We start from the raw sequence: 24,880 nt of genomic DNA on the forward strand, positions 1-24,880 counted from the left end.
ATTTAATGTGAAGTTACACATATCTAGATCCCCCTAAATCCCCCTTAAAAAGGGGGACTTTGATATGTTTTTCTGGTTCCTCCCTTTATAAGGGGGGCTAGGGGGGATCGAATTCTATGCAGCTTTATAAAAAATTGGTATAAGAACAAAATCCATTTTGACTTGTGTTGCTCCCGCATAGTCGTGCTTTAGAGAATCTCCAACGTCAAGAACTTATGCTTATGTTAAATTGAACTTAGATAAAGTATGATGGAATATCTCAAGAGATGGTTTAGCAAAACCAATTGCTTCATAAACTACAACTGCTTAAAAAAAATGCTCAATTCCCGCAGCTTGCCTAGTGTACGATCAAAATCCCAAAATAAATATTTCATGTTTATTTCACCGCTATATCATAAATTTCATGATGTAAATTTACATCCACAATGTAAGTATCTACAGGACGTTTAAACAATATCATTTGTCCTGATTCATTTTTCTTTAAGTTGACATGACAAAACCACTCATCATCGTTCTTTTCGGGGTAATCTAAACGGTAATGATAAAGTCCCCAACGAGTTTCTTGACGATATAATGATGCTCTAGCTGCCATTTCTGCACAGTCACGAATAAAGTGAACTTCTAGACTACGCATCAATTCATGAGGGTCACGAGCGCCCATTAAATCTAATATTTCTTGATATTGCACAAAATGTTTTAAACCAATTTCGATTTTATTACCTGATTTTGGTGGTTGTAGATAATCATTAACTAAACGTCTTAATTTATATTCTACCTGGGTGTGAGGTACACCATTCGGACGAGTTAAAGGTGCATAAATTCTGGCTTTTTCAGCTTCTAAAAAATCTGTATCTGGTTCAATAAAATCTAGATTTTGGATATATTCAATGGCATGAGTTCCGGCTATGCGACCAAAAACAAATGCCCCAATCATGTAATTATGGGGAACGCTGGCCATGTCTCCAGCTGCATATAAACCTGGAATGGTTGTTTGAGCGTTTTCATTTACCCAGACACCAGAAGCACTATGACCGCTACATAAGCCTATTTCAGAAATGTGCATCTCTACGCCGTGAGTGCGATAATCTTCATTTCTACCATGATGAAAACGTTCTCTACTCGGTCGTTCATTCGCCCACAGTATAGATTCAATTTCCGCGATTGTATCTTCATCGAGATGGGTCATTTTCAATTGGACTGGCCCTTTTCCAGAATTTAATTCTTTCCAGATTTCCAACATCATTTGACCACTCCAATAGTCACAGCTAATGAAGCGATTTCCTTCGGCGTTAGCTGTATGTGCGCCAAAAGGCCCGGCGACATAAGCACAGGCGGGACCATTGTAATCTTTGATTAAAGGATTAACTTGAAAGCATTCAATATTACTAAGTTCTGCACCTGCATGATAAGCCATTGAATAGCCATCTCCGGCATTGGTAGGATTTTCATAAGTGCCGTAGAGATAGCCGGAAGCAGGTAATCCTAATCTGCCACAAGCACCTGTACACAGGATGACTGCTTTAGCTTGAATGACAATATAATCACCGTTTCTGACATCAAATCCTACCGCACCAATAGCACGTCCGGCTTTGACTAAGACGCGGGTTGCCATAACGCGATTTGTGACTTTGACTTTGTGGCGTTTAACTTGTCGGGTAAGAATGGTTTTGAGGTCTTTTCCTTCTGGCATGGGTAAGACATATTTACCCACACGATGCACTTGTTTTAAGTCATAGTTGCCTTGAGCATCTTTTTGAAATTTCACACCCCAACTTTCTAATTCTTGGATAACTTCGTAACCTAATTTGCCTGTTTGATAAACGGCTTTTTGGTTGACAATGCCATCGTTAGCAAGGGTGATTTCGCGCACGTATTGTTCTGGGGTAGAATGACCAGGAATGACTGCGGTATTCACTCCATCCATACCCATTGCGATCGCACCACTCCGTCGGATGTTAGCCTTTTCTAAGATCAGCACCTCTGCATCGGGATTCGCTTGTTTGGCTTTAATTCCAGCCATTGTCCCGGCTGTACCGCCACCAATAACAAGTACATCCGTTTTTATTTGTTGGGTGTTGATGTCCATAAGCTTTTGCGAGTAGGGAGTAACTTCTAAGATTTATTACCATTCCAAACAATATCTTTGACTTGGATTTGCTTGGGAACTAGCTTGATTTTGTGAAAAGTATCGGCAATGTTTTGTTGCTGAGTGATTACTTCATTTGTTAGCGGTAAAACGCCATATTTTCGTCGTTTTTCGGCAATTTCTAATGCTACCGCGGGAATACCTAACTCTGGTTCTAAAAACTTGGCAACTTCTTTTGGATTATTTGTTGCCCATTTATTTACAATGCTTACTTCATCTAACAGGGTTTTCAACAAATCTGGGTGAGAATTAACAAACTCTTGACGTGCAAGATAGTAACCCCGATTTGGTGCTAAATTTGTTGCATCTGTCAATGTCTTAACCTTTGTGTCGTGTTCAACTGCTGCTAGGTAAGGGTCCCAAATTGCCCAAGCATCAACGTTACCACCAGTAAATGCTGCACGGGCATCTGCTGGTGTTAGATGTGCTGGTTGAATGTCGCTATACTTTAATCCGGCAGCTTCTACAGCTTTGACAACAAGATAGTTAGTGTTCGAGCCTTTAGCAAAGGCTACTTTTTTCCCTTTCAGGTCAGCAACCGTTTTAATTGGTGAATCTTTCGGTACAATAATTGCTTCGGCTTTGGGACTCCAAGGATCGTAAGCAACATAAAGCAAAGGAGTACCTCCGGCTTGGGCAAATATTGGTGGTGATTCACCTGTATAGCCAAAGTCAATACTACCTGCGTTCATTGCTTCTAGCATGGGTGGGCCGGCAGGAAATTCTGCCCATGTCAGCGAAGCACCAGCAGTCTTTAAAGTTTGTGCTAAATTGCCTCGATTTTTGAGAGCGCTGAGAATAGTCGCCGCTTTTTGATAGCCAATACGAACTACCACACCTTGATTTGCTGTCTGTGTTGCTACAGAGTTACCTGTATTGGTCGCAGAACACGCAGATATCACAAGAGTCAAAGTTAAACCACAGGTAAAGAATAAGGCAAATATGCCAATTCGGGATATTTCATAATTTTGAATAAAGCTGCTGACAATCCTCATCAGTCGATGTGGTAAATACTTACTGAACATACGTACATTAAACTATAAGCAATATCAATACTACGATAATTCGGGCAATTTGCCGTATTTTGCTCATAAAATATTCACAAAATATATTCCCAGCCTGGAGGCTGGGAACAAGACGACACAAGCCTTTAACTTTGATAAGGGCGCGGCAGTTGGCGTAGTTTATGAGCAGTATCTAATTCACTATTGTTTTTTCTGCCATATCCCCAACCCAAGATACGACGATATTCACCCATGATGCCACTTTCAATTAACTCATCCTCATTGACTGCAACATTGGTGTGAGATTGGGGCGCAACATAGAGTGCATCCGCAGGACAATATGCTTCACACATGAAACAAGTTTGACAATCTTCTTGTCGGGCGATCGCAGGTGGTTGGTTCGGTACAGAGTCAAAAACATTAGTAGGACATACTTGGACGCACAGATTGCAATTGATACAGAGTTTATGGCTGACAAGCTCGATCATGATTCTGCTCCTACTACAACTTTGATACAGAGGGTGTGGTTTGAGAGGTTTGTACTGGTGGTGTAGCGATGGCATCCTTAATCCAATCACGCCTCACCCAAAGTTTATCTAAGCCGCCGGTTGCTTGGTAATAACGCTGATTTGGATCGGTTTCGGGATAGTCCATACGAATATGTTCGCTGCGCGTTTCCGTGCGATGTAAAGCACTAAAGTATGCCCATCGCGCTACAGCCGTCAGAGCAGCCGCTCGACGAGAAAATTCCACATCGCGCACTGTATCTTGTTTTGGGTTCCCTTGTACTTGCTGCCACAGGGTTTCTAATTTGGCGAGGGAATCCAGAAGTCCCTGCTCAGAACGCAAGTAGTTCTTTTCCAACGGGAACATCTGGTCTTGTACGCCACGCACGATCGCTTCACTATCGAATGTTTCAGAAGATGCTGAAGGCGATGGCGTTTTGCCCACCGTAGGCGATCGCAATCCCACTTGACCAGCAGGACGCGCAACCCGTTCATTTGCTTGAGCGCCTAAACTTTTCGCAAAGTTAGCTGCCCCAACTCCAGCCCATTGCCCTGTGGAGATTGCCCAAGCAGCATTGGGACCACCGCCTCCAGATGCTAACCCAGCTAAAAACTCCCGCGATGCTGCATCACCGGCGGCGTAGAGGCCAGGAACCTTTGTAGCACAACTATCATCGGTCAAACGGATTCCACCTGTACCACGGACTGTACCTTCTAAAATTAGTGTTACAGGCACTCGTTCTGTATAGGGGTCAATGTCAGCTTTTTTATACGGTAGAAAAGCGATGAAATGAGACTTTTCAATTACTGCTTTGACTTCAGGTGTGGCTTTATCCAAACGAGCATAAACGGAACCTTTCAAGAGGGCATTGGGAAGGAACGATGGATCGCGACGACCATCGACATAACCACCAAGATCGTTACCTGCTTCATCGGTGTAACTAGCCCAGCCAAAGGGAACACCCCGCGTCACTGTGGCATTAAAAGCGGTCGAAATTGCATAGTGATTGGAAGCTTCCATACTAGAGAGTTCGCCACCAGCTTCTACTGCCATCAGCAGCCCATCACCGGTATTAGTATTGCACCCTAATGCTTTACTCAAGAATGCACAACCGCCATTCGCCAAAACTACTGCACCAGCACGAACGGTATAGCTACGATGATGTTGCCTCTGTACACCTTTTGCTCCAGCTACTGAGCCATCGTCAGCCAATAAAAGTTCTAGAGCCGGACTTTGGTCGAAAATTTGTACACCAACACGCAAAAGGTTTTTGCGAAGTACCCGCATATATTCAGGCCCATAATAGCTCTGGCGCACAGATTCCCCATCTTCTTTGGGGAAACGATAGCCCCAACTTTCCACTAAGGGCAAACTCAGCCAAGTTTTTTCGATCGCACGCTCGATCCAACGTGAGTTAGCGAGGTTTTTTCCTATGCGATAACGCTCCGATAAAACTTTGTCCCAATTCTCTGGAGAAGGAGCCATGATGCCGTTACCACTAGCAGCAGCTGCACCGCTCGTACCCAGAAAACCTTTATCAACAATGATGACTTTGACTCCTTGGGATGCGGCTGCCCATGCTGCCCATGCTGCCGCAGGACCACCACCAATTACCAGCACATCAGTAGTTAATTGTAGTTCATTTTCTGTTAGCAATTCTTTTCCTCCTTATTTGGCAGTCAACAGATTTCTTTGCCACTCTGAGCGGACTTTACAGGCAAAAATCCACCCACCTGCATTTTTCACAACCTTTAAGCACCACTTTTTGCTAGTAATTTGTCATCGGTGCAGTCTTCGACAATGAGCTTCTATACTGGCGTGTTTTGCTCATCGGCTTTTTTGTCTATAAACTTGCGTTAGCGATCGCTTTACCAGAGGTATCGCTGATTTGTCTGACTAAATTATGCAGTAGATAGAGTTTGCACAATATATACAAAGAGTGTGTACGGCAAATTACATTTAGCATGATACTCTAATTATTAGTTTTTCAAACATTAAGTATTGCAAGTTAATTTCCGATTGGACTAAAACTGGTGTACTGGAAACCGAATGACAGAGTGAAAATAAATTCTTTCCTCCTGCCCCCTGCCCCCTGCCTTTTTTCAGTCAACAACTAAACAACTTTTTGCAAGTGCTGCACGCGAGGCATAACTTCTTGAGCAAAACGTGTCATCTCCCGGACAAAGGGATTAAATTGCAGCATGAAAGTGTCGATACCTGCATCAACGAAAGCTGCAACGCGAGTTGCCACTGTATCATAGCTGCCAACCAATCCTGCGGCTGTGCCACCATTGCCGCCAACAGCCGGATTTTTGGCGAAGAGTTGGAACATAACGGCTTCTGCGTCAACTCCTTTAGCAACACTTAACTTATATTGTTCTTCCAACTTTTGCAGTGCCATGAGTCGTTCTAGTTCTGCTTGGGCTTCTTCGTCTGTAGTTCGGGCAATCACAAAGGCTGACAAACCAAAACGGACTGGTTGGGCTAGGAAACGTGGTCGGTTCAAAACTTGTTTAATTACTTTGCGGACATCTTAATCGGCTGACCGTTGATGAAATAAACATCGGCTTGTTGGGCTGCTAAAATCTGTGCTGGGTCTGATGCTCCTCCCAGGTAAATACGAGGATAGGGTTGAGCAACAGAGAAAGGTCGAAAACTCAAATCTTGAATTTTGAAATATTCACCCTTAAAGTTCACCCTCTCACTACTCCATAAAGCTCTAACAACCTGCAACCATTCACCAGAATAGCGATAACGTTCATCATGGGGAGGGAAAGGGATATTAGTACGCTCCATTTCTGGGCGAAACCAAGCACTAATTAGGTTGATGGCAAAACGTCCGCGACTGATAGCATCAATACTCAAGGCCATTTTGGCTAGAACGGCTGGATGAAATAATAAAGGTTTAATCGCGGCGATAATTTCTATGCTTTCCGTAGCCTCAGCCAACGCCGCACAAGCTGTCCAAGTTTCCAACTGTTCTAAATCTAGACTACGGGGATTAGCAAGATGCTGTGCGACTAAGGTTGTCACATATCCTAAACGTTCTGCTTCTAATACTAGCGATCGCGTGCGTTCATAACTAGCATCAATCGGTTCATCTGGTGTATTGAGAGGGCCAAAGTTACCCCCAACAGGAACCCAAATACCATAGCGTGGTTCTGACATTCTTGCCTCCAAATTAAATGGGGACTGGGGAGATATACCTTGTTTTTTATCCTCACCTATGCAAATCTCTTAGTATACTACTAAAAATATACCGATTTACAGTATATTTTAAGGTGCAAAAATAAAGTTTTAGTGCCGACTACAAAGGTTCTAGAAAGCTATGTCTGAACCACACTATGGGATTTGGATTCCCGTTTACGGCAACTGCGGTGTGATGACCCATCCTCTTGAACCTCGTGATGCTAGTTACTCACGAGCCAAGAATTTAATCCAATTGGCCCAAAAGTGCGGATTTACCACAACTTTAATCGCGCAACATATCATCAATGCCAGGAATCAAGAACTTGACCAGCTAGAAACTTGGACAACAGCAGCAGCTTTGGCAGAAGCAACAAACTTTATCGAGATTATTGCAGCTGTTAAGCCATTACTATTTCATCCTGCCGTCTTAGCAAAGATGGCCTTAGGTATTGATGCAATCAGTGGTGGACGCTTTGCTATTAACTTAGTAAGTGCCTGGTTCAAGCCAGAAATAGAAAAGTCGGGGATCAATTTCCTTACCCACGATGAGCGTTATCGCTATTCGGATGAATGGATTAGGGTCGTAAAAGCCCTATGGAGTGGAGAGAAAGTCAACTTCTACGGTGAATATTTTCAGATCGATGATTTGAAGCTCAATCCTCCACCTATAGCCAAACCACATCCGCGTGTGTATGTAGGGGGAGAGTCAGAACCAGCCCAAGAACTAGCCGCAAAAGAAGCGCATACATTTTTCCTGAATGGTCGTCCAGGGAACAGAGGGAGGAAAAAACAGGCTTATCTGAACTGTATTGATTTATATAGTACAGGACTTACGCAATTGGTACAGCGCAATCGCTAAATCATAGTACATAAGTATCAATAAAACAGATAATAGAAAGGTATTGCTGAAATTAGTAACACTCCCTCATGCCTCGCAAGTCCAAGTCAAAGTTAGCTTTGGTTTTACAGTCTAATCCTGATGGGCAACCTATTGCAGGTGTCGGCTCTGGTGTAGGATTAGAGTTTATTAAAGCCTATTTTCCAGAAGCTGAAAATACAATTCGTATTGCTAGTGCTTACTTTAGCCTGGTTGGATACAAGTTGGGTCGTAAGTATGTGGCATCGGAGGTACAATTTAAAATCCTAGTGGGTCGGGAGGAAGGAAAGCATGTCCGAGCCACTGTCATTGATGAGATTACGGCAGATTTGGGGCAGTGTGATACAGATCTGTGGAGAACAGTTTTTGAATTAGTTGAACGCATGAAATCCGGACGTTTCATTATTCGAGATGCCCGCGAAATGCAAGTGCCTTTTCACTGTAAATTTTACATATGTGATTCTAAGCTAATATGGCATGGTTCATCAAACTACAGTCGTAGAGGACTTTGCCAATCAGCAGAGCAAGTGAGCGTTAGCAACGATTTTGAGCGGATCTGTTTGTTTACAAATTGGTATGATGATGTTGCTCAAAATGCCCAAGATTTATTGGCTGAACTGATCAAAAAATTAGAGGATTGGCTTAATCTCGCCACCCCATTCGAGGTATATCTCAAAACAGTTTTTCTGCTCAATAACTTAGCTGAATATCCTTTGTGTTTAGGTGCGTATTCTCCTGTGTATTATCAGAAGGGTGTAATTGCACGTGCTCTTCGTCAAGCTAATGAGTATGGTGGCGCACTTATCATAGCTGCGACTGGTCTGGGTAAGACTGTTATAGGTGCTGAAATTGCTTTGCGTTTGCAACCAATAGGCAGAACCAGTCTAGTTATTTTAATTGCTCCTGGTGGAGTACGCGAAAATTGGGAACAGCAGCTTGAAAATCGCAATGTTTACTTTAAGTTTTTTAACATCGATCTGCTGTTTCGCAAAGCTTCTGAGGAATCTCGCCATCTAACAACCCAGTTAGAAAAGCTGCTTCAACGAGCTAATGATAATACTGTCATTATTATTGATGAGGCTCACTTCTATCGAAATGAATTTCTACGGGAGAAGTCCAAGCGTGGTAAGAGTTTGGTTTATGAACGTATAGTACCAGCAGTCAAAGCAGGTGCAAAAATCTTTCTTCTCACGGCTACAGCATACGGCACAGATTACTTAAATCTTAATAGTCTGTTATATCTTCTACCTCATCGGTTTTACAAACCTAATCTATTGGAAGAGCAAATTCCTTGGGAAATTATTGATGCCGAAGAATTTTCCCGCTTACCAATCGTGACAATTTTGGGGTTACCTCACGTTTTACAAATAGCTCGAAACAGAGGTGATATCGATCCAAATGGACGAACTTTTATTCAGTTTGGTGATGAACGACGTTATCTACCAAAAAGCCTCAAGCTATATTCGTTACGCTACCAGTTGTTCTTGCAGCCTGAACTACAAGCTGCTTTTGATCGCCGTTGTTTCGATCAAGCTTTTAAGTCTCCATATAAACGGTTTGATGATGACAAAATGGCTTTATGCGAGAGTGCGATCGATACAGTGTATAATGCTTCACTTACAAACTGGCTTAGTTCACCTGTAGCAATGGCATACAGTATTGAACAAAACCTTGCGACATTAAGCTCTTGTGAGCAAACAGAATACTCCTCTCAACTCACTCTAAACCTATGGGAACAGTCTGCTACTGATATTCATAATCAAGAACATTGTTCTTTTAACGTGGTTGATACACAAAATCGGTCTCATAAAACACCGATGTATCTAAGCTTGGAAGAGCGTAGTAATACTCTGATACCACTATTGGCACGGCTTAGGCAGAGTAACTACACAGATGACAAGTTTCTGAAATTGCAGAACATTATTGAGGAGCATTGCCTAGATACAAGGGGTAAAGTCATCATATTTGTCAAGAGATATCTTACTGCCCAGTATTTACTAAGTATGTTGGAGAGAAGATTTAGTGAGGCACTTAGGATTGGTTGTACAGTTGAAACGGATGAAGGTAATCCGCGATTAAAAGCTGGATTACAGCGTTTTGAAGTACTAAAACAGTTTTCGCCACGTTCTCATAATTACAATGCCAGCCGAGAGTATGACGTACTAATTTGTACTGATGCAGATGGTGTAGGTGTTAATTTACAAGATGCCGATACTGTTGTGAATTACGATCCACCTGAAGGGGCGGATGAGCTATTTCAAAGGGCAGGTAGAGTGTTGAGGATGACCTCAAATTCTGAACGAGTAGTTCAGTTCTATACACTTGTACCGTTAATCATAGATCGAACAGACAGCCTCTCCCGCGTACAAAACGATATCTGTAAGAGATTTACTCGCATTGCTCATCGCCACAATAAATCGAAACGCATTTTGGGATCTGGTGTCATATCAGAAGAAGAACACTCTGAAATAACCCTTGATAGCGATTTAGATGTGGAGCAACTTACACGAGATAGTCAATTTTTAAAAGATATTGGTGGACTTGGTGCTGAATCCATGCTGACTCATGTAGCAGTGCTTGAACAATACCGGAGTCGTGCAGAAGAACTGCCAGAATATTTACTGAGTGCAAGGAGCTATTCCAAGCCTCAACCCCGTATCTTTGTACTGCTTAAGTATGAAAGCAAGTATTGTCCCATACTTTTCAACTTGTCAAGCAAAAAGCTTGAAAAGCAAGATGAACTTGCTATTCTTGACTTAATTGCTTGTATAGAATCAGAACCTTGTGCCGCAATTCAAGCTGCTGAGATTGAGAAGATAGCTAACCAAGCTGCCCGTGCTTGGTGTGATTTTGAGAATATTTCCCTAGATCGGGTAAGCAAAATTTGTGGTCTTTATCTCGTACCTCTTGACAAGACAGCAGAAATAAATCGCTTGCTAGATGACAAACTGGCAGAGGCGAACGCTAAAGTTTAGTACTTATGTATTGCTTGTAAAAGTCCTTAACCCTCTTTTGTCATCACTGTTTATTAGGCGAATATTGGTCAGCAGAAGATTCACTTAACGTCCTAGCATTTTATCTCGCAGATGTTTAATGCGATCGCGCAATTTTGCTGCCTCTTCAAATTCTAGTTTCTTTGCCGCTTCTTTCATCTGCGCTTCTAACAGAGTAATCAATTGGGGAATCTGTTCTAATGGCAGTTCATCTAGATGTTCATCTACAACTTTTAAATCAGTTGCATTTAACCGCCGAGATACATCTAAAAAAGCCAAAATTGCATTACTTGATTTTTTTACAATCGGTTGTGGTGTAATCCCATGCAATCGATTATGTGCTGTTTGAATCCCACGCCGTCTGTCTGTTTCATCAATAGCTTTAATCATGCTACCTGTCAGATTATCGGCATATAAAATCGCTTGTCCCTGAATGTGACGCGCGGCTCTACCAATAGTTTGAATTAAGGAACGCTCGGTTCGTAGGAAACCTTCTTTATCTGCATCCATAATTGCTACTAATGAAACTTCCGGTAAATCCAAACCTTCCCGGAGCAAATTCACGCCAACTAATACATCAAATGCACCTTCGCGCAAATTCTGCAAAATCTCGATGCGCTCAATAGAAGTAATTTCGGAATGTAAATATCGTACCCTGATACCGTGGTCTTGCAAATATTCGGTTAAATCTTCCGCCATCCGCTTAGTTAGTGTGGTAATCAAGACTCGTTCATGGCGGTCGGCTCTATCTTTAATTTCGCCTAACAAATCATCAATTTGTCCTTCTGTGGGACGCACAGAAATTTCTGGATCGATCACCCCAGTTGGTCGAATTACTTGTTCAACTACATGGTCTTCAGAAACTTCTAATTCCCAATTTCCGGGAGTTGCTGAAACAAAAATACACTGATTTACCTTTTCCCAAAATTCTTCGGCTTTTAAAGGACGGTTATCAGCAGCACTAGGAAGCCGAAATCCATGTTCAATTAAAACTTTTTTTCTCGCTTGGTCGCCATTATACATGCCGCGAATTTGTGGCACGGTAACGTGAGATTCATCAATAACTAATAGCCAATCTTTGGGAAAATAATCAATTAAACATTCTGGTGGTTCTCCAGCTTGTCTTCCTGCTAAATGACGGGAATAGTTCTCAACGCCGTTACAGTAACCGACTTCGCGCAGCATTTCCAAGTCATAGCGTGTACGTTGATCTATGCGTTGCGCTTCTAATAATTTGCCAGCTTGTTCTAAGTCTAGTTTTTGCTGTTTTAACTCGGCTGCAATGTCATGACAAGCGACTTCTAACCGTTCTTCTGGGGTAACAAAGTGACGTGCAGGGTAGACATTTACCGCTTCCAAACTTTTGAGAATTTCACCTGTTACCGGATCGATATAGCGAATTGCGTCAATTTCATCACCAAAGAATTCGACGCGAATAATTCGGTCTTCATAAGCGGGGCCAATTTCTAAAACATCACCCCGGACGCGAAATTTTCCCCGACCCATTTCGATGTCGTTACGGCTGTATTGAACATTTGCCAAATCTCGTAAAATTTGACGCTGATTTACTTCCATACCTATCTGAAGGGGGATGGCAGCTTTCAGATATTCTGCTGGCATTCCTAAACCGTAGATGCAACTGATGGAAGCAACGACAATGACATCACGACGTTCAAAAAGTGATCGCGTCGCTGAATGCCGCAACATATCTATTTCATCATTAATTGCCGCCGTTTTTTCAATATAAGTATCGGTGACGGGAATATACGCTTCTGGCTGATAATAATCGTAGTAGCTGACAAAATACTCGACTGCGTTATTGGGGAAGAAATCCCGCAACTCGTTACAAAGCTGTGCAGCCAGGGTTTTGTTATGCGCCAGTACTAAAGTCGGCTTGCCAATTTTCTCAATAACTGCTGCTACGGAAAATGTTTTGCCAGTTCCAGTGGCTCCTAGTAAAGTTTGGTAACGATTGCCTGATTGGATACTAGCAGAAAGTTTAGCGATCGCTTGTGGTTGATCGCCTGTGGGACTAAAGGGAGCTTGAAGAGAAAATTCTGTCATACAGTTTTGCTGTAAATACCCGATCTCATGGTGACGATTCCGCTCTGTATCTATTGTAGCTGGCTTATCAGAGCAAATAAATAGTAATAATTATTTACAAAATTTATTGCTTTAAATTTACTTATGTATTTGTTTTAAAGATTCTTATATCTATATGGGGTTTTTTAAGGTTAAACTCTAAGGTATATGGGAAAAAATTTCATCTTTCCTTAATTATTGTAAAATTCAGTTAACAAACTAGAGGTGTTCGTTTATGACTAATAGCAACACTGGCAAAGCAACCAGTTCTCGGCAGAAGTATGCCAAGTCTACACAGGAAGTTGTAAATCAACAAGACCAGAGCTTGAATGCAGATAAAGCCGAGGAAGTTAATGAACTGCCAGTAGGAGCTTCTGGAACACTCGCCATTTCTGGAATTCGTCCCATAGGCGCTAGCGACATAGAAGTTGCTGAACACCTTTCAATTTCTGGGGTGCGTCCTGTTAGCACTAGTAATTTGGAAGTAGTTGAAACCTATAATGCAATGGGTATTCGTCCAATTGGTGCTAATAGATTCCAAATTGTTGAAAGTATGAATCTCTCTGGGATTCGTCCAATTGGCTCAAGTTCATTGGTAATTGATGAAAGCTATTCGACATTCGGTAATCGTCCGATAGCATCAAATGAGATTGACAATCCTGAAAATCTGATGGGTTTTCTAGATTAAACAAAAAACATCCCCATAACTTTATTAACCCATTTTCTCTACGAAACTGGGTTTTTTTTATTTAAAAACTAAAAATTATCATCTGTGACATTTGTTCTATGTCTTTTAGCATAGGTAACTAAACTCTTCTCACTTTATTTTATATTCAACTAACAGCCAGAACGCTTATTGAAACTAACTTTCTTAATTATGAATTACCAATTACCAATTCCGAATTATTGAATCTGCCTTGTGATAGAAGGCTTTAGTAAAAATTTTAAGTTACTGTGTAAAAGTAATAACAAAGAGTTTCAAAGTTAGTTTATAGCTTTGAAATTAATTTTTAATTGAATCAGGAGGATCAAAATGAGCATAGAAGATCGTGCAAAGGCTGCTGCTAAAAATGTTGAAGGTAAAGCCCAAGAAGCATTAGGAAACGTCACTGGAGATCCAGAAGATAAAGCTGAAGGTAAAGCAAAGCAAGCCGAAAGCGAAGTACGTCACGGAATTGAAGACGTAAAAGATAATGTAAAGAAAAACATTGACTAGTAATTCATGATTTTTTTTGCAGAAACTCTAGGGATATAAATGGGGTGGATTCCATTTTTGCAAGAAAAAATTACGAAATGCTAAACATTCAATGCTACGCACCTTTATTCTATTCTTAGCAAGCGTTGAAAGATAAAGGAGTAGCTTGATTGAAAGAAATTTTATAGAGACGTAATTAATTACGTCTCTATATTTATGTTTAATTTATTCTTACAGCAGATTGCAAGTTAATAGACCTCTTGCAAAAATCCTTGAATCACCCCTCCCCGTATGTATTGGGAAGGGAGCAAGATTTCAAGTTTCCTCCTTTATAAGGGGGGATTAAAAGGGGTAAGAATGTATTTGATTTAGATGCAAAATGCTCTAATTTATTTTTTATAATTATTAAAACTATAAAGCAATACAGTTCACAATAAGCAACAAAAACCTGATTGAGTTGCAAATCTGTCTACGACGAGCGTAGCTATGACAACTTTGCTCAATCTGAAAATCATTGCAAATATCAAAAATTGTAGTAATATACCACAGGCATTAACTATCTTCAGCTACATCTGATTGTTAGCGCTCTTAAATTCACAATCGATGAGAATATACCGTGAACCTAACTCTTTATTTCCTCCGTCACGGACAAACAGAATGCAGCCGCAATAATTCCTTTTGCGGTTCTATAAATTCAGAACTTACTCCAGAAGGCTTGGAGATGGCAAAAGCTTTTGCAGACACATATAGTTCTATGGATTGGACAGCAATATTTTGCAGTCCAATGCAGCGAACTGTGGAGACAGCAAAACCTTTGTATGAAGCAATAGGGATAGAACCACAACTTAGGGATGGTTTGAAAGAAATTAACTATGGCTTGTGGGAAGGAAAAACGCCAGAAGTAATTAGCCGTGAATATCACGATGATTATATTCGCTGGTCAGCAGATCCGGCTTGGAATGCTCCAACTGGCGGAGAAATGGCTGTCACAATTGCTTCTCGCGCCTTGCAGGTAATTGAAGAAATTAAACAAAATTACACTAGTGGAAATGTTTTAGTGGTTTCACACAAGGCAACCATTAGAATTCTTCTGTGTAGTTTACTAGGGGTTGATGTGGGACGCTTCCGTTTTCGTTTGGGATGCCCTGTGGCTTCGGTGAGTATTGTAGAATTTAGTTCGCATGGGCCGCTATTAAAGGTTTTGGCAGACCATAGTCATTTGGATGAACGGTTGCGAAATTTACCAGGGACGTGAGGAAGTTAGGAGTTAAAAGTTAGAAGTTAGGAGTTAGGAGTTATTATTTTTATCCTTGCTCGTTATTTGTTATCTGGCTCAGTGTATTTGCACAAAACATTTATTCCGATTTTTAAAATATATAACACGACAATTGTGGCGATCGCACCATCAATTGGAATCCCATGTACTGCTGCAACAGCTACCAGTGAGCCAATGATACTATTGAGCAGAGAAGAACTACCAGGGTTATTGGTGTATTCTTTGATTTTGCCCCGTAAACCATCATCACCACAGATTTCCGCGCGGATTTCGTCGAGGGTGAGTTGTAAGAGAGATTTTTTGCCCTGACTATAATCTGTTTTGCCGACTTTCTCTTGCCAGAGTGCATCAAAACTGGTTTCTAGATTGCCGTTGTGTTGTTGCAGAGTAGTAAGCGCTTGTTGCGCTGGGGTCTCGTTTTGCAGAAGTTGCTGAAACTCTTGGATTTCGACAGGGGTTAATTGGAGATTCATGCTATATCCTTAGTACGGGATAATTGGGATGCTCAGGATTGGGTACAAGTCGCTGATTCTTACAATCTACTAATAAATCGAGCGTTTCCAGTACTGTTTGCCCAATCAGCACAGTATTTCCTGTCACTAATGTAGCTTCAGTAGTTTCTCGCCCTTCTAATTCTATAATTACAGGTTCCGTCACACCGATAGATTCTTCCATGCCGTTAGCGTATTCTGCAACCTGCTGACCCCGAATTCTCAAACCTAACTGCTGTACAATCGGCATTGGTAGTACTGTACGCACAGCCCCAGTATCCACCAGTGCTTCGGTTTCATATACCCGCAACATATTGGGATTAAGCATTCCTCGACTCACAAGAGCTTCGTCTATGGCATTTGTTAGTTTAACTTTGATGCGAACTGCACCCATAGAATCATTGCTGGCATTATTGGAAGTATTGAGATTTACCATAATTTCTATCTCCTCAAAAATTCTCTATGGAGAATTTGTTAATTCTTGAATTAATTGTTGAGGTGTGAGAATTCGGGGAGTAGTAACTGGAAAATCTCCAGGGTTGCGAGTAATAATAGCATCTAAATGATTGAGTATCGCAGTGCTGTATTGAATGGCGTCTTCAAAATCTGCAAAGTTAGTGGTTAATGCCATGTTGATTGTGGCACTGTCTACTGTGGCGACTTGACAGAAGGTTACAATTCTATTTAAAAGGGATAGAGCAGATGCTCGACTTTTATTTATTTTTCCGAATGATGTAGTAGAGGTCACTAAAAGTAGAAGCAGAAAGATAACCTTCTATTTGTTTTTGATAAATAAATGAGAATACTTGTATAGTATTGCTGTAAAAGGGATGGCGTTCAAGAGCAAAATCCAGAATTATATTAGTGTCTAGCAAGACTCTCACAGATTATGTTTCTTCTTCAAATATTCCCATTTGGCTTGGTCGGGGTCAAAATCTGAAGGAGTCGGCTCTGTACTTTCCAACCATTCTTTCAAAATGGGTATAGAGCATTCCACTATTCTTTTTTGCTTTGCAGGTTGTGACTGAGTTTGAGTTTCTGTAGAACTTTCTAAAGATGGAACTGGCTGCAAAATAATCACTTCTACCGTACCAGGAGCAATATTAAGAGGTTCGTCAATAATTAAATGACCGAATTCATCAATTGTGGCGTTGAGCTTGTAGGCTTGCATATTGGCTTTTTCCATTTACATATAATTAAATGATATTTTACGCAATTTCACAGATTATGTTTCTCCTTTAAAGCTTCCCATCGAGCTTGGTCTGGGTCAAAGTCTGGTGGTGTCGGTGGGGCATTTTCAAATAAACCTTCAAATGCTTTGACTTTAGACTTTCTTCTCGGCTTTTCTGGCTGTGGCTCAGTAGAAGTTTCCAAGGATGGAACTGGCTGCAAAATAATCACTTCCACTTTTCCAGGAGCAATATTTAGAGGTTCATCAATAATTAAATGCCCGGATTCATCAATTGTGGCGTTGAGTTTGTAGGCTTACATAGTTTTACTCTTTTTGTTTCTAGGATAGAACACTGCTGCTGTAAATGTTCCGTAGGTGTAGCCCGCACTTCTCTACGAGACGCTGCGCGAACGGCTGCGCCAACGGCTACGCTCAGGACAGGCTCAGTGACCGTAGACATCGCACTTCTGAATAACCAGCCTGTCGTGACCAAAATGATGATTTTGGTTATGAAAATGATGATTTTTGTGGCAAACGCTTATGCGATCGCTAGCAATGCTTAAATAAAACTTATGAATGATTTGATATGGGCAATAAATCGTTGCACTGCACCCCACGACTCTGTTTCTAGCCTATTTCGCGCTATCCAGATTGCCTTGCGATACCCTCCAGCGCACTCTTCACCCCTGACCTCGCGCCAAATGGTTTGAAACTGGCTTTCACCTAACTGCTGGAGCATACGGGCTAAATCATGGATATCTGAACCAATCCAATCTTGATTATGCTCTAGGTCAATGGCTAAAACATGAATGTAAACTTGCAAAGCATCAGCGTAATTTTCTTGAGCTTCTAAAACCCTTCCCCATTTACCCAATGTTTGTGAAGCCCAATACCAATCGCGGAATTGCTCGTAAATTTCCCAGGCTTTTTGATAATAGTTAATTGCCGCATCAAACTGCCGTTGCTCTTCGGCTACCGTGCCCAGTTGGTGATATTCTCTAGCAGCACTGTAAAAATCCCCGGCATCTTCACATATCTTCAGCGCCTTGTTGTAGTAATCAACAGCCACATCAATCTGCCGTTGCTTTTGGGCTACCATGCCCAGTTGGTGATAGTCACTAACAGCACTGTACAAATTCCCAACATTTTCTTTTATCTTCAGGGCTTTGTAGTAGTAATCAACAGCCACATCAAACTGCCTCTGCCCATAAGCTACTATGCCCAGGTGGTGATATTCTCCAGCAGCACTGTACAAATCCCCGGCATCTTCAAAAATCTTCAGGGCTTTGTGGTAGTAATCAATAGCGACATCAAACTGCCGTTGCTGTTGGGCTACCATGCCCAACTCGTGATATACTTTAGCAGCATTGCACAAATCCCCAGCATCTTCAAAAATCTTCAGGGCTATGTGGTAATAATCAACAGCGACATCAAACTGCCTCTGTTCATAAGCGACAATACCCAGACGCTGATAATAAGTAGCAATTTTTTCATTTACTGAAGGGTCATTTAAAGCGATCAATTCATCTAAATTTTCTTGATAAACTTTTTTCGCTTCTGCCAATTTAGCACTTAGCAGTGCTTCATTTGCATCCACACCTCGCAGATACATCCAGAAATCCAAAGCATCTTCACCCTTTGCTTTTGCATCTGCCAAGTAAATGCCAATTTGATTTAGCGCCCGTTGTCGCAGTGACTTAAATTCAGGTTTCCGCCCAATGCGCTCATACATTTCTCCCAAGGTATACAAAATGTTATGAGCACAATTCCATTCTTGCTGCTGTTCGGCAAGGCGCAGATTTTGCAACAGATTTGGTTCTTCGACTCGTAGCACAAAAGTTGCTAGTTCTGTGTTGCTGATGAGTTGCTTGCAGCAGCTACGCGCCAAATTAGCGTAGAAAATCAGCAACTTTTTTTCAAATTCGTTAATCACCGCCTGAGAGCTAATTATGTTTAATTGCTGACGCAAATACCAAGGTAATGTAGCGTGAATTTTGTAGATAGTCTCATAACCCAAATATTCCAAAATACCTGCGGCGGCGGCTTCATTGAGAATTCTCATCCAATCTGGTTTTTGCAAGTTTTCCCCAAACACCGCCCGATAAGCTTGCCCAAATTCATTATCAGCACTTTCTGAAAACAGATGCAGCCAATCTGCATTAACCCGTTCCGAAAACAGCGCCAAAAATGGTAAATGTTGGCGTGTACGTTCCGACAACTTCGCAAAGGAATAATCCAACGACACAGTAAGAGATTTTTCTCTCCCTTCTTCCTCTTGTCCCCTAAAAGTATCCAACCCCCGCCGCAGCGCCTCAATTAACTGCATAGGTGTCTGCATTTTTAAATGCGGCAACACCACCCGCAAAGACAAGGGATGTCCCCCCAACAATTCCAACAATTCCAAATACTCTGCTGGTAAGTTCTTTCTCTCCACACCTACCGTTTGCAAAATCTTCGCGGCTAACTCTTGGGCATCCGCTTGAGACAACCCCCGCAAGTTGATTAAACTATACCCACAATCTAACCAAGGTTCTTCGCGGCGACTGGTAATTAATACCCAAGATTTTCCACCCCGCAATTCCTTCAGAAACCGCTTCAGCTTGTTTCTCTCTTCTCCACTCAATAATGGTTCATTCCCCGTAGGAAAACCGTTGACAGGTTCAAAGTTATCCCAAATCAATAAACAAGGATGAGTTTGCAGATATTGCCGCACCACAGCCTCTTGCTGTTCTAGCATCATTTGGGAAAATCTCTCACCGCCCAACGCCCTACCAATTTCGTTAATTACCTGACTCAACCCCGCACCCTGTTCAAAGGAAGTGAAGAACATACCGCCTGTACGTCCTTGAGTATCATCCAACCACCGGGCGAAACCTGCGACTAACTCAGTCTTCCCAACGCCGCCCATTCCCTGCACCAGCACCACATGATTTTGCCGAAATGCTCTCTCTAAACGCAAAATCTCATAATCTCGCCCAATAAAACCATAAGCGCTTTCATCAGGTAAACCTACAGCTTTGCTGCTTTCTGAAATGTTGTCTGCTTGCGCCATCAAATCAGCAAAACTGGGTGCTGTCTTTTGAGGAACAAAAGGCGTATAGGGTTCCTGCTGATACAGCACCGGCACAAGCCAATCTTGTAAAGGTAAATTTCCTTTCGGACTGGGGCGCATTTTTTCTATAGACATGGACTTGCGCCCTGCTGCAACTGCTGTAGCGATACACTCTCCCCTGACTAATTCCCCATACAACCGCCCAACAAAGTGTTCTGCACCTTTGGCGTAAACTGAATACGCCATTGCTACTACACCCTTTGCCCCCAATTTCACCAACTGTCCCGCCACAGAAGAAAAGGCTTCTTCGCCTACTTGCCCAGATTTGCAAGCATTGAGTACAAAAATCGGCACGCGACAATCTGTTAAATATTGGGCAATTTCTCTGGCACTAACAAGTTGCTCGTTTCCCTGCTCATCTTCAAAGACTAAAACTCCTTGAGTATCGCTGTCAAAATTTCCATGTCCATCAAAATGGACGATATGGTAAAAACCTTTATTTGCCTGGAGTTCTGCTTCAAACGCTTTCAAGCTAGGGGGACGCAATACTTTCAGGTTGACTCGCTGACGTATCGGTTGCAACGCCGCCAGCAAAGGACGGGCAATGGTTTTAAAATTTACGTCTTGCTCATCATCAGGACGGGCAATAACTAATAAAATATTCAGTTGGTCATCGGGCATTGGCGGCAATGGTGCTTTTACGCCCTGAGTGCTGAGACTGCGATACATCCCCGCCAGTGAAGGTGCAAGAAATTGATAGTCGGGGGAATACAGCAATTCCCAAGGTAAATTCAGCACGTTGGCGTTATCGGAAATGATGCCCAGTTCGCATTTATCGAGTCCTTCCCGTGTAGCTTCTTGAAAAAACTCTCTTCCTTTTTCTGTGCTGCGAAATACTAGCTCAAATAGCTGTTGTCCCCAGTGCTGTAACTTTTGTTCGATTTTTACAGCGTTATCTGGAAAAATTCCGTAAGGAAACTGTAAATAATCTTCTAAATACCAGCGCAATTCAGCCGCGTTTTCTTCATCGAAGGGTTGTTGGAAAGGGACTGCTGGGGCTAGGCGAGGATTTTCGTATCCGCGTTGCCAAGAAAGTTGGATTGTTTCGCCTTGATGGGTGATTCGCAACCAATTTGTTGCCATTGCTGCTGTGCTGGTTACTGGGTAAATTGATGCTAGCTTAAGTTGAGAAATTCAAGCATAAACGCACAGAGAAGTCGGAGCGGCTACCCTGCGGGAATGCCAAAGGCGAACCGCAGTAGACACACAGCTTGTCGTCAATCTGAACTTCTCCTGTCGGAGACGCTACGCGAACGGTCGGCGCAGAGAGGATAAGCAGTTTTTATGGTTTTAACTCAGTACGAGTAGGGGGTAAGGCAGAAGGCATTTACACAAAATCAGCTTGACAAATTGCTTGTTTTATGAATTTATAAACTACTTTTATGGCTGCTTTATGTTCCGACCTTAAGGGAAAAGGGCATTCTATGTAAAGACAAGTAACTTTGATATCAAGCAGCCACTAAACGGATGATTCAACAAAAATCGCCTATATTCCCTCATGCGCTAAGGCAAATCGGAGGCACTGTTGTTTTGGCGATCGCTTACTATGAAATGGCTGAAATTTCACGTTATCTTGCCTCCACACCTCAGAATGTGACTCCAGTTTGGCCCCCAGATGGAATTGCTGCTGGGGCTGTGCTGTTGTTTGGGAACTGGATCGGGTACGGTGTTTTGCTGGGTTCATTTCTCGCCAACTTCTGGGCGTTCCGAGATTCAACAAGTTTCTTATCCTTGGTGATTTCAACACTGCCAGTTCTGGGAATTGCGATCGGAACAACTCTAGGGACTTTGTTGGGTGGCTTCCTGCTGCGGAAAACTACCAACCTTCGCTATCCTTTAGAACGTGTCACCGACGTGTTCAAATTTTTGATTTTAACCGGCATGGTGGGGCCGAGCATCAATGCAACTGTTGGAGTGGCTTGCTTGGCATTGAGTGGTAAAGTTCCCTGGACAGCGTATGCGACAGTTTGGTTAACTTGGTGGATTTCTAATGTTTCGGGAATTTTTATTATCACCCCGATTCTGCTTAGTTGGGGGCAATTCATTCAAAAAAACCAACATCCAATCTGGCAATGGTTATCCCTGAGTTCAACGTCAGAGGATTGTGAAAATCTCTCTTATATTCAACATTTAAGAGCTGACTTACGCTGTTTAAGATTCTGGTTAATCGTAGTAGAGCCAGTTATCTTGATGGGGTTGGTAATTCTCATCGGCAAAGTTGCTTTTGGTGGGGGATATCATTTGGAGTATATGTTGATTCCGATGTTGATCTGGTCTGCCTTTCGACTGGGGCAACCGGGTGCAACGCTGTTCACTTTTATTGTGGCTGCGATCGCTGTAATCGCAACCGTTAATGGCAAAGGTGGTTTTGTGAGTCAGGATCTCAACCAATCTTTGATCCAACTGCAATCGTTTATTGGCGTGATTACACTCACAATTCTGGTGCTGACAGCGACGATCGCAGAACGAACACAAGCACAAACCAAGCTGCGTTTAGCTTTTGCCGAATTAGCTAGAACCAACGAAACTTTAGAAGTTCGAGTTCAGCAGAGAACTGAAGAATTGAATGAAAAGAATACGACTCTTCAGCAAACTCTACAAACGCTTAAACAGACTCAATTACAGATGCTTCACAGTGAAAAAATGTCTGCATTGGGACAGATGGTAGCAGGGGTTGCCCATGAAATCAATAACCCGGTTAGTTTCATTCATGGCAACTTAATTTATCTTTCTGAGTATATCCAAGATATGCTCAGAGCATTGCAAGCTTACCAACAGCACTATCCAAATCCACCTCAAGCCCTGCACGCAGAATTGGATAAACTTGACCTGGACTTTTTACGGTCAGATATAACCAAGATGCTTGAGTCTATGCAAATCGGTACTGAGCGCATCTCTACTATTGTGTTATCGCTGCGGAACTTCTCACGCTTGGATGAAGCAGAATTGAAAGCGGTAGACATTCATCAAGGGATTGATAGTACCTTAGTGATTTTGCAATATCGATTGCAAGCGACAGCCCATCGCCCACAGATCCAGGTTATTAAAGAGTATGGTCAGTTACCACTGATTGAATGTGATGCTGGTTCGCTTAATCAAGTGTTTATGAGTCTTTTGAGCAATGCTGTTGATGCATTAGAAGCATCTAATCAGGGGCGTTCTTTCCAAGACATTTCAGCCAACCTCAATACCATCTGGATTCAGACTTGTCAAATTGATACAAACCAAGTGATGATTATGATTTCTGACAATGGAGTAGGCATTCCAGAAGAGATTTGCTCTAAACTATTTGATCCTTTCTTCACCACCAAGCCCGTTGGTAAAGGCACTGGTCTGGGTTTGTTTATGAGCTATCAAATTGTAACCGAGAAGCATGGCGGTAATCTTTGGTGTGACTCCACACTGGGGCAAAGCACCAAGTTTGTGATTGAGATTCCTGTAAAAGCTAAGAGGATTGCTTGAGTAACCCTGTTTTGTCACTAAGCGGTAGAAAAAAAGATAAATTACAGTGAGTCAGGTGTAGAGTGCAAATTAACCGGCGTTGCTAGTTGTTAAATTCCAATCTTTTTGATAGCTGCTTAAGAAAAGCCCAATTGTAGATAGACATCATTGCTTCACTTGTATTTTATTTTCCGACAACTTTAGTGCAGATACAGCGATAATTTACTCAAATCATCACCGAGTTGTTTTATGCAGCCAGTTATTGAGACTATTCCTTTACGTCAAATGGCTTCGGGCGATCGCCTTTTTCTCCAAATTTACAAATTCATCGGCGCTCAACCTGGTAAAAAGGTTTACATTCAATCTAATCTGCACGGTGCAGAAATTGCTGGTAATGCCGTTATTCACCAGCTAATTGAGTTTTTTTTAACAATAAATGATACAGATTTAACTGGAGAAATTTGGCTAGTTCCCGTTTGTAATCCAATGGGGACGAATGAACGCGCTCATCACTTCTCCCCTGGACGTTACTGCATTTACGAAGCTAAAGACTGGAATCGCATATTTTGGGACTACGAAAAAGAAGCTGATGATTTAGTAGCTTTTACTAAATCTCAACTTCATATCGATCTAAAGGTCGTTCGACAAAACTATCTAACTATAATTAAGCAACAATTTGCGAAAATTTTAGAAAAAATTAATTCTCCTAGTGCAGTGCCCTACACTGAGCTTTTTGGCTACAAGTTACAAAACCTGAGTTTAGATGCAGACTACTTAATTGATTTACATAGTTCTACAAATCAAGCGTTAGACTACCTTTATTACTTCCGAAATCGAGAAGACAGTGCAAAACACTTTCTACTCGATTTTGGAATCTTGCTTAATAAATACGATGGTGATGCTTTTGATGAAGCTTTTATCAAACCTTGGTTAGCGCTGGAAGCTTGTTTTAAAGAGTTGGGTAGAGAAATCAAGTTTGATGTGGAAGCTTGGACACTAGAATTAGGCTCAGGAATGCAAATGAATCCTGATTCAGTTGCTAAAGGTGTACGGGGTGTAAAAAATTATTTAGCACAAAAAGGTGTCCTCCAAATGTCTGATTTATCAGGTGACACAAAAATCCATGAGATGACTTTTGCATCTAGCAGCAACCGAAAAAAATATTATGCGATCGCAGGTGGGATGATTCAATGGAGAATAGCTTTAGGTAGTTTTGTAAAAGCTGGAGAAAAATTGTATCAGATTCTCAGTTTTAATAAAGAAGGTCAACTACCTACTGTAATTGATGTTTGCGGTCAACATGATGGATTAGTTTATGATGTCGCAACAAATCAAGCTGTGAATGAAGGTGAATTTGTCTTGGGAATTGTTAGTTAGTCATTTGTCATTTGTCATT

Annotated in this window: 22 protein-coding genes; 8 read left to right on the forward strand and 14 right to left on the reverse strand. The window is 41.8% G+C overall.

Features of this window, described 5'->3' with window-relative positions; all coding sequences use genetic code 11:
- Positions 1-376: 376 nt before the first annotated feature.
- The 6 genes from RMY32_RS19250 to RMY32_RS19275 all read right to left on the reverse strand — a co-directional run bounded on the left by RMY32_RS19250 (position 377) and on the right by RMY32_RS19275 (position 6,825).
- Entirely contained in the window at positions 377-2,086 is a 1,710-nt protein-coding gene (locus RMY32_RS19250) for a fumarate reductase/succinate dehydrogenase flavoprotein subunit (RefSeq protein ID WP_322708591.1), read from the reverse strand.
- A gap of 26 nt (positions 2,087-2,112) precedes the next feature.
- Positions 2,113-3,171: a sulfonate ABC transporter substrate-binding protein gene (locus RMY32_RS19255; protein ID WP_409883448.1), complete on the reverse strand. Its 1,059-nt coding sequence runs from the start codon at positions 3,169-3,171 to the stop codon at positions 2,113-2,115.
- Between the two features lie 125 nt (positions 3,172-3,296).
- Positions 3,297-3,638: a 4Fe-4S binding protein gene (locus RMY32_RS19260; RefSeq protein WP_322708593.1), complete on the reverse strand. Its 342-nt coding sequence runs from the start codon at positions 3,636-3,638 to the stop codon at positions 3,297-3,299.
- Between the two features lie 13 nt (positions 3,639-3,651).
- Positions 3,652-5,313, reverse strand: a complete 1,662-nt coding sequence (locus RMY32_RS19265; protein ID WP_322708594.1) for an FAD-binding protein — start codon at positions 5,311-5,313, stop codon at positions 3,652-3,654.
- Between the two features lie 457 nt (positions 5,314-5,770).
- Positions 5,771-6,163 (reverse strand): LLM class flavin-dependent oxidoreductase, encoded by a 393-nt coding sequence (locus tag RMY32_RS19270; protein ID WP_322708595.1) that lies wholly within the window; start codon positions 6,161-6,163, stop codon positions 5,771-5,773.
- 11 nt (positions 6,164-6,174) lie between these two features.
- Positions 6,175-6,825, reverse strand: coding sequence for an LLM class flavin-dependent oxidoreductase (locus tag RMY32_RS19275; RefSeq protein ID WP_322708596.1), 651 nt, complete (start codon positions 6,823-6,825; stop codon positions 6,175-6,177).
- A 160-nt stretch (positions 6,826-6,985) separates the two neighbouring features.
- On the opposite strand from RMY32_RS19275, the gene RMY32_RS19280 reads away from it, so the two are divergent.
- On the forward strand, positions 6,986-7,705 hold the full coding sequence (locus RMY32_RS19280; protein WP_322708597.1) for an LLM class flavin-dependent oxidoreductase: 720 nt from the start codon (positions 6,986-6,988) through the stop codon (positions 7,703-7,705).
- Positions 7,706-7,773: 68 nt separating this feature from the next.
- The gene (locus RMY32_RS19285) at positions 7,774-10,698 is read left to right on the forward strand and encodes a helicase-related protein (protein WP_322708598.1); all 2,925 of its coding nucleotides are present in this window, start codon (positions 7,774-7,776) and stop codon (positions 10,696-10,698) included.
- 84 nt (positions 10,699-10,782) lie between these two features.
- Here the strand turns inward: RMY32_RS19285 and uvrB are convergent, their stop codons facing one another.
- The gene (gene uvrB, locus RMY32_RS19290) at positions 10,783-12,780 is read right to left on the reverse strand and encodes an excinuclease ABC subunit UvrB (protein WP_322708599.1); all 1,998 of its coding nucleotides are present in this window, start codon (positions 12,778-12,780) and stop codon (positions 10,783-10,785) included.
- 253 nt (positions 12,781-13,033) lie between these two features.
- On the opposite strand from uvrB, the gene RMY32_RS19295 reads away from it, so the two are divergent.
- From RMY32_RS19295 to RMY32_RS19305, 3 genes are all read left to right on the forward strand, one after another.
- Positions 13,034-13,486 (forward strand): hypothetical protein, encoded by a 453-nt coding sequence (locus RMY32_RS19295; protein ID WP_322708600.1) that lies wholly within the window; start codon positions 13,034-13,036, stop codon positions 13,484-13,486.
- Positions 13,487-13,831: 345 nt separating this feature from the next.
- Complete coding sequence (locus RMY32_RS19300) at positions 13,832-14,014, forward strand: CsbD family protein (protein WP_100900626.1); 183 nt, start codon at positions 13,832-13,834, stop codon at positions 14,012-14,014.
- Positions 14,015-14,609: 595 nt separating this feature from the next.
- A complete protein-coding gene (locus tag RMY32_RS19305; protein WP_322708601.1) occupies positions 14,610-15,248 on the forward strand; it encodes a histidine phosphatase family protein in 639 nt (212 codons plus the stop codon).
- Between the two features lie 62 nt (positions 15,249-15,310).
- Here the strand turns inward: RMY32_RS19305 and RMY32_RS19310 are convergent, their stop codons facing one another.
- Genes RMY32_RS19310 through RMY32_RS19335 form a run of 6 tightly spaced genes read right to left on the reverse strand, consistent with a single transcriptional unit; the run spans position 15,311 to position 17,167 of the window.
- On the reverse strand, positions 15,311-15,742 hold the full coding sequence (locus RMY32_RS19310; RefSeq protein ID WP_322708602.1) for a hypothetical protein: 432 nt from the start codon (positions 15,740-15,742) through the stop codon (positions 15,311-15,313).
- A 1-nt stretch (position 15,743) separates the two neighbouring features.
- A complete protein-coding gene (locus RMY32_RS19315; RefSeq protein ID WP_322708603.1) occupies positions 15,744-16,196 on the reverse strand; it encodes a retroviral-like aspartic protease family protein in 453 nt (150 codons plus the stop codon).
- A 24-nt stretch (positions 16,197-16,220) separates the two neighbouring features.
- Complete coding sequence (locus RMY32_RS19320; protein WP_409883454.1) at positions 16,221-16,508, reverse strand: PIN domain-containing protein; 288 nt, start codon at positions 16,506-16,508, stop codon at positions 16,221-16,223.
- Positions 16,474-16,644 carry a type II toxin-antitoxin system VapC family toxin gene (locus RMY32_RS19325; RefSeq protein ID WP_409883456.1) on the reverse strand — a complete coding sequence of 57 codons (171 nt, stop codon included), beginning with the start codon at positions 16,642-16,644 and terminating at the stop codon, positions 16,474-16,476. The genes RMY32_RS19320 and RMY32_RS19325 overlap by 35 nt, the downstream gene beginning before the upstream one ends.
- Positions 16,641-16,931, reverse strand: a complete 291-nt coding sequence (locus RMY32_RS19330) for a hypothetical protein (RefSeq protein ID WP_409883458.1) — start codon at positions 16,929-16,931, stop codon at positions 16,641-16,643. The genes RMY32_RS19325 and RMY32_RS19330 overlap by 4 nt, the downstream gene beginning before the upstream one ends.
- Before the next feature lie 47 nt (positions 16,932-16,978).
- Positions 16,979-17,167 (reverse strand): hypothetical protein, encoded by a 189-nt coding sequence (locus RMY32_RS19335; RefSeq protein ID WP_322708606.1) that lies wholly within the window; start codon positions 17,165-17,167, stop codon positions 16,979-16,981.
- Positions 17,168-17,206: 39 nt separating this feature from the next.
- Here RMY32_RS19335 and RMY32_RS19340 point away from each other — a divergent pair, with 39 nt between their 5' ends.
- On the forward strand, positions 17,207-17,494 hold the full coding sequence (locus RMY32_RS19340) for a hypothetical protein (protein ID WP_409883460.1): 288 nt from the start codon (positions 17,207-17,209) through the stop codon (positions 17,492-17,494).
- Here the strand turns inward: RMY32_RS19340 and RMY32_RS19345 are convergent.
- Complete coding sequence (locus RMY32_RS19345; protein ID WP_322708608.1) at positions 17,491-21,126, reverse strand: tetratricopeptide repeat protein; 3,636 nt, start codon at positions 21,124-21,126, stop codon at positions 17,491-17,493. The genes RMY32_RS19340 and RMY32_RS19345 overlap by 4 nt on opposite strands.
- A gap of 384 nt (positions 21,127-21,510) precedes the next feature.
- On the opposite strand from RMY32_RS19345, the gene RMY32_RS19350 reads away from it, so the two are divergent.
- A complete protein-coding gene (locus tag RMY32_RS19350) occupies positions 21,511-23,505 on the forward strand; it encodes an MASE1 domain-containing protein (protein ID WP_322708609.1) in 1,995 nt (664 codons plus the stop codon).
- A 228-nt stretch (positions 23,506-23,733) separates the two neighbouring features.
- Entirely contained in the window at positions 23,734-24,861 is a 1,128-nt protein-coding gene (locus RMY32_RS19355) for a succinylglutamate desuccinylase/aspartoacylase family protein (protein ID WP_322708610.1), read from the forward strand.
- The last annotated feature ends 19 nt before the right edge of the window (positions 24,862-24,880 follow it).

The sequence above is a fragment of the Nostoc sp. ChiSLP03a genome (assembly GCF_034531215.2).
GTDB lineage: Bacteria > Cyanobacteriota > Cyanobacteriia > Cyanobacteriales > Nostocaceae > Nostoc.

Excerpts from the sequence above, each read along its gene's own strand:
- RMY32_RS19250 (WP_322708591.1), bottom strand. The coding sequence starts at position 2,086 with ATGGACATCAACACCCAACAAATAAAAACGGATGTACTTGTTATTGGT.
- RMY32_RS19255 (WP_409883448.1), bottom strand. The coding sequence starts at position 3,171 with ATGTTCAGTAAGTATTTACCACATCGACTGATGAGGATTGTCAGCAGC.
- RMY32_RS19260 (WP_322708593.1), bottom strand. The coding sequence starts at position 3,638 with ATGATCGAGCTTGTCAGCCATAAACTCTGTATCAATTGCAATCTGTGC.
- RMY32_RS19275 (WP_322708596.1), bottom strand. The coding sequence starts at position 6,825 with ATGTCAGAACCACGCTATGGTATTTGGGTTCCTGTTGGGGGTAACTTT.
- RMY32_RS19280 (WP_322708597.1), top strand. The coding sequence starts at position 6,986 with ATGTCTGAACCACACTATGGGATTTGGATTCCCGTTTACGGCAACTGC.
- RMY32_RS19285 (WP_322708598.1), top strand. The coding sequence starts at position 7,774 with ATGCCTCGCAAGTCCAAGTCAAAGTTAGCTTTGGTTTTACAGTCTAAT.
- uvrB (WP_322708599.1), bottom strand. The coding sequence starts at position 12,780 with ATGACAGAATTTTCTCTTCAAGCTCCCTTTAGTCCCACAGGCGATCAA.
- RMY32_RS19295 (WP_322708600.1), top strand. The coding sequence starts at position 13,034 with ATGACTAATAGCAACACTGGCAAAGCAACCAGTTCTCGGCAGAAGTAT.
- RMY32_RS19300 (WP_100900626.1), top strand. The coding sequence starts at position 13,832 with ATGAGCATAGAAGATCGTGCAAAGGCTGCTGCTAAAAATGTTGAAGGT.
- RMY32_RS19310 (WP_322708602.1), bottom strand. The coding sequence starts at position 15,742 with ATGAATCTCCAATTAACCCCTGTCGAAATCCAAGAGTTTCAGCAACTT.
- RMY32_RS19315 (WP_322708603.1), bottom strand. The coding sequence starts at position 16,196 with ATGGTAAATCTCAATACTTCCAATAATGCCAGCAATGATTCTATGGGT.
- RMY32_RS19330 (WP_409883458.1), bottom strand. The coding sequence starts at position 16,931 with ATGCAAGCCTACAAGCTCAACGCCACAATTGATGAATTCGGTCATTTA.
- RMY32_RS19340 (WP_409883460.1), top strand. The coding sequence starts at position 17,207 with ATGCCCGGATTCATCAATTGTGGCGTTGAGTTTGTAGGCTTACATAGT.
- RMY32_RS19345 (WP_322708608.1), bottom strand. The coding sequence starts at position 21,126 with ATGGCAACAAATTGGTTGCGAATCACCCATCAAGGCGAAACAATCCAA.
- RMY32_RS19350 (WP_322708609.1), top strand. The coding sequence starts at position 21,511 with ATGATTCAACAAAAATCGCCTATATTCCCTCATGCGCTAAGGCAAATC.
- RMY32_RS19355 (WP_322708610.1), top strand. The coding sequence starts at position 23,734 with ATGCAGCCAGTTATTGAGACTATTCCTTTACGTCAAATGGCTTCGGGC.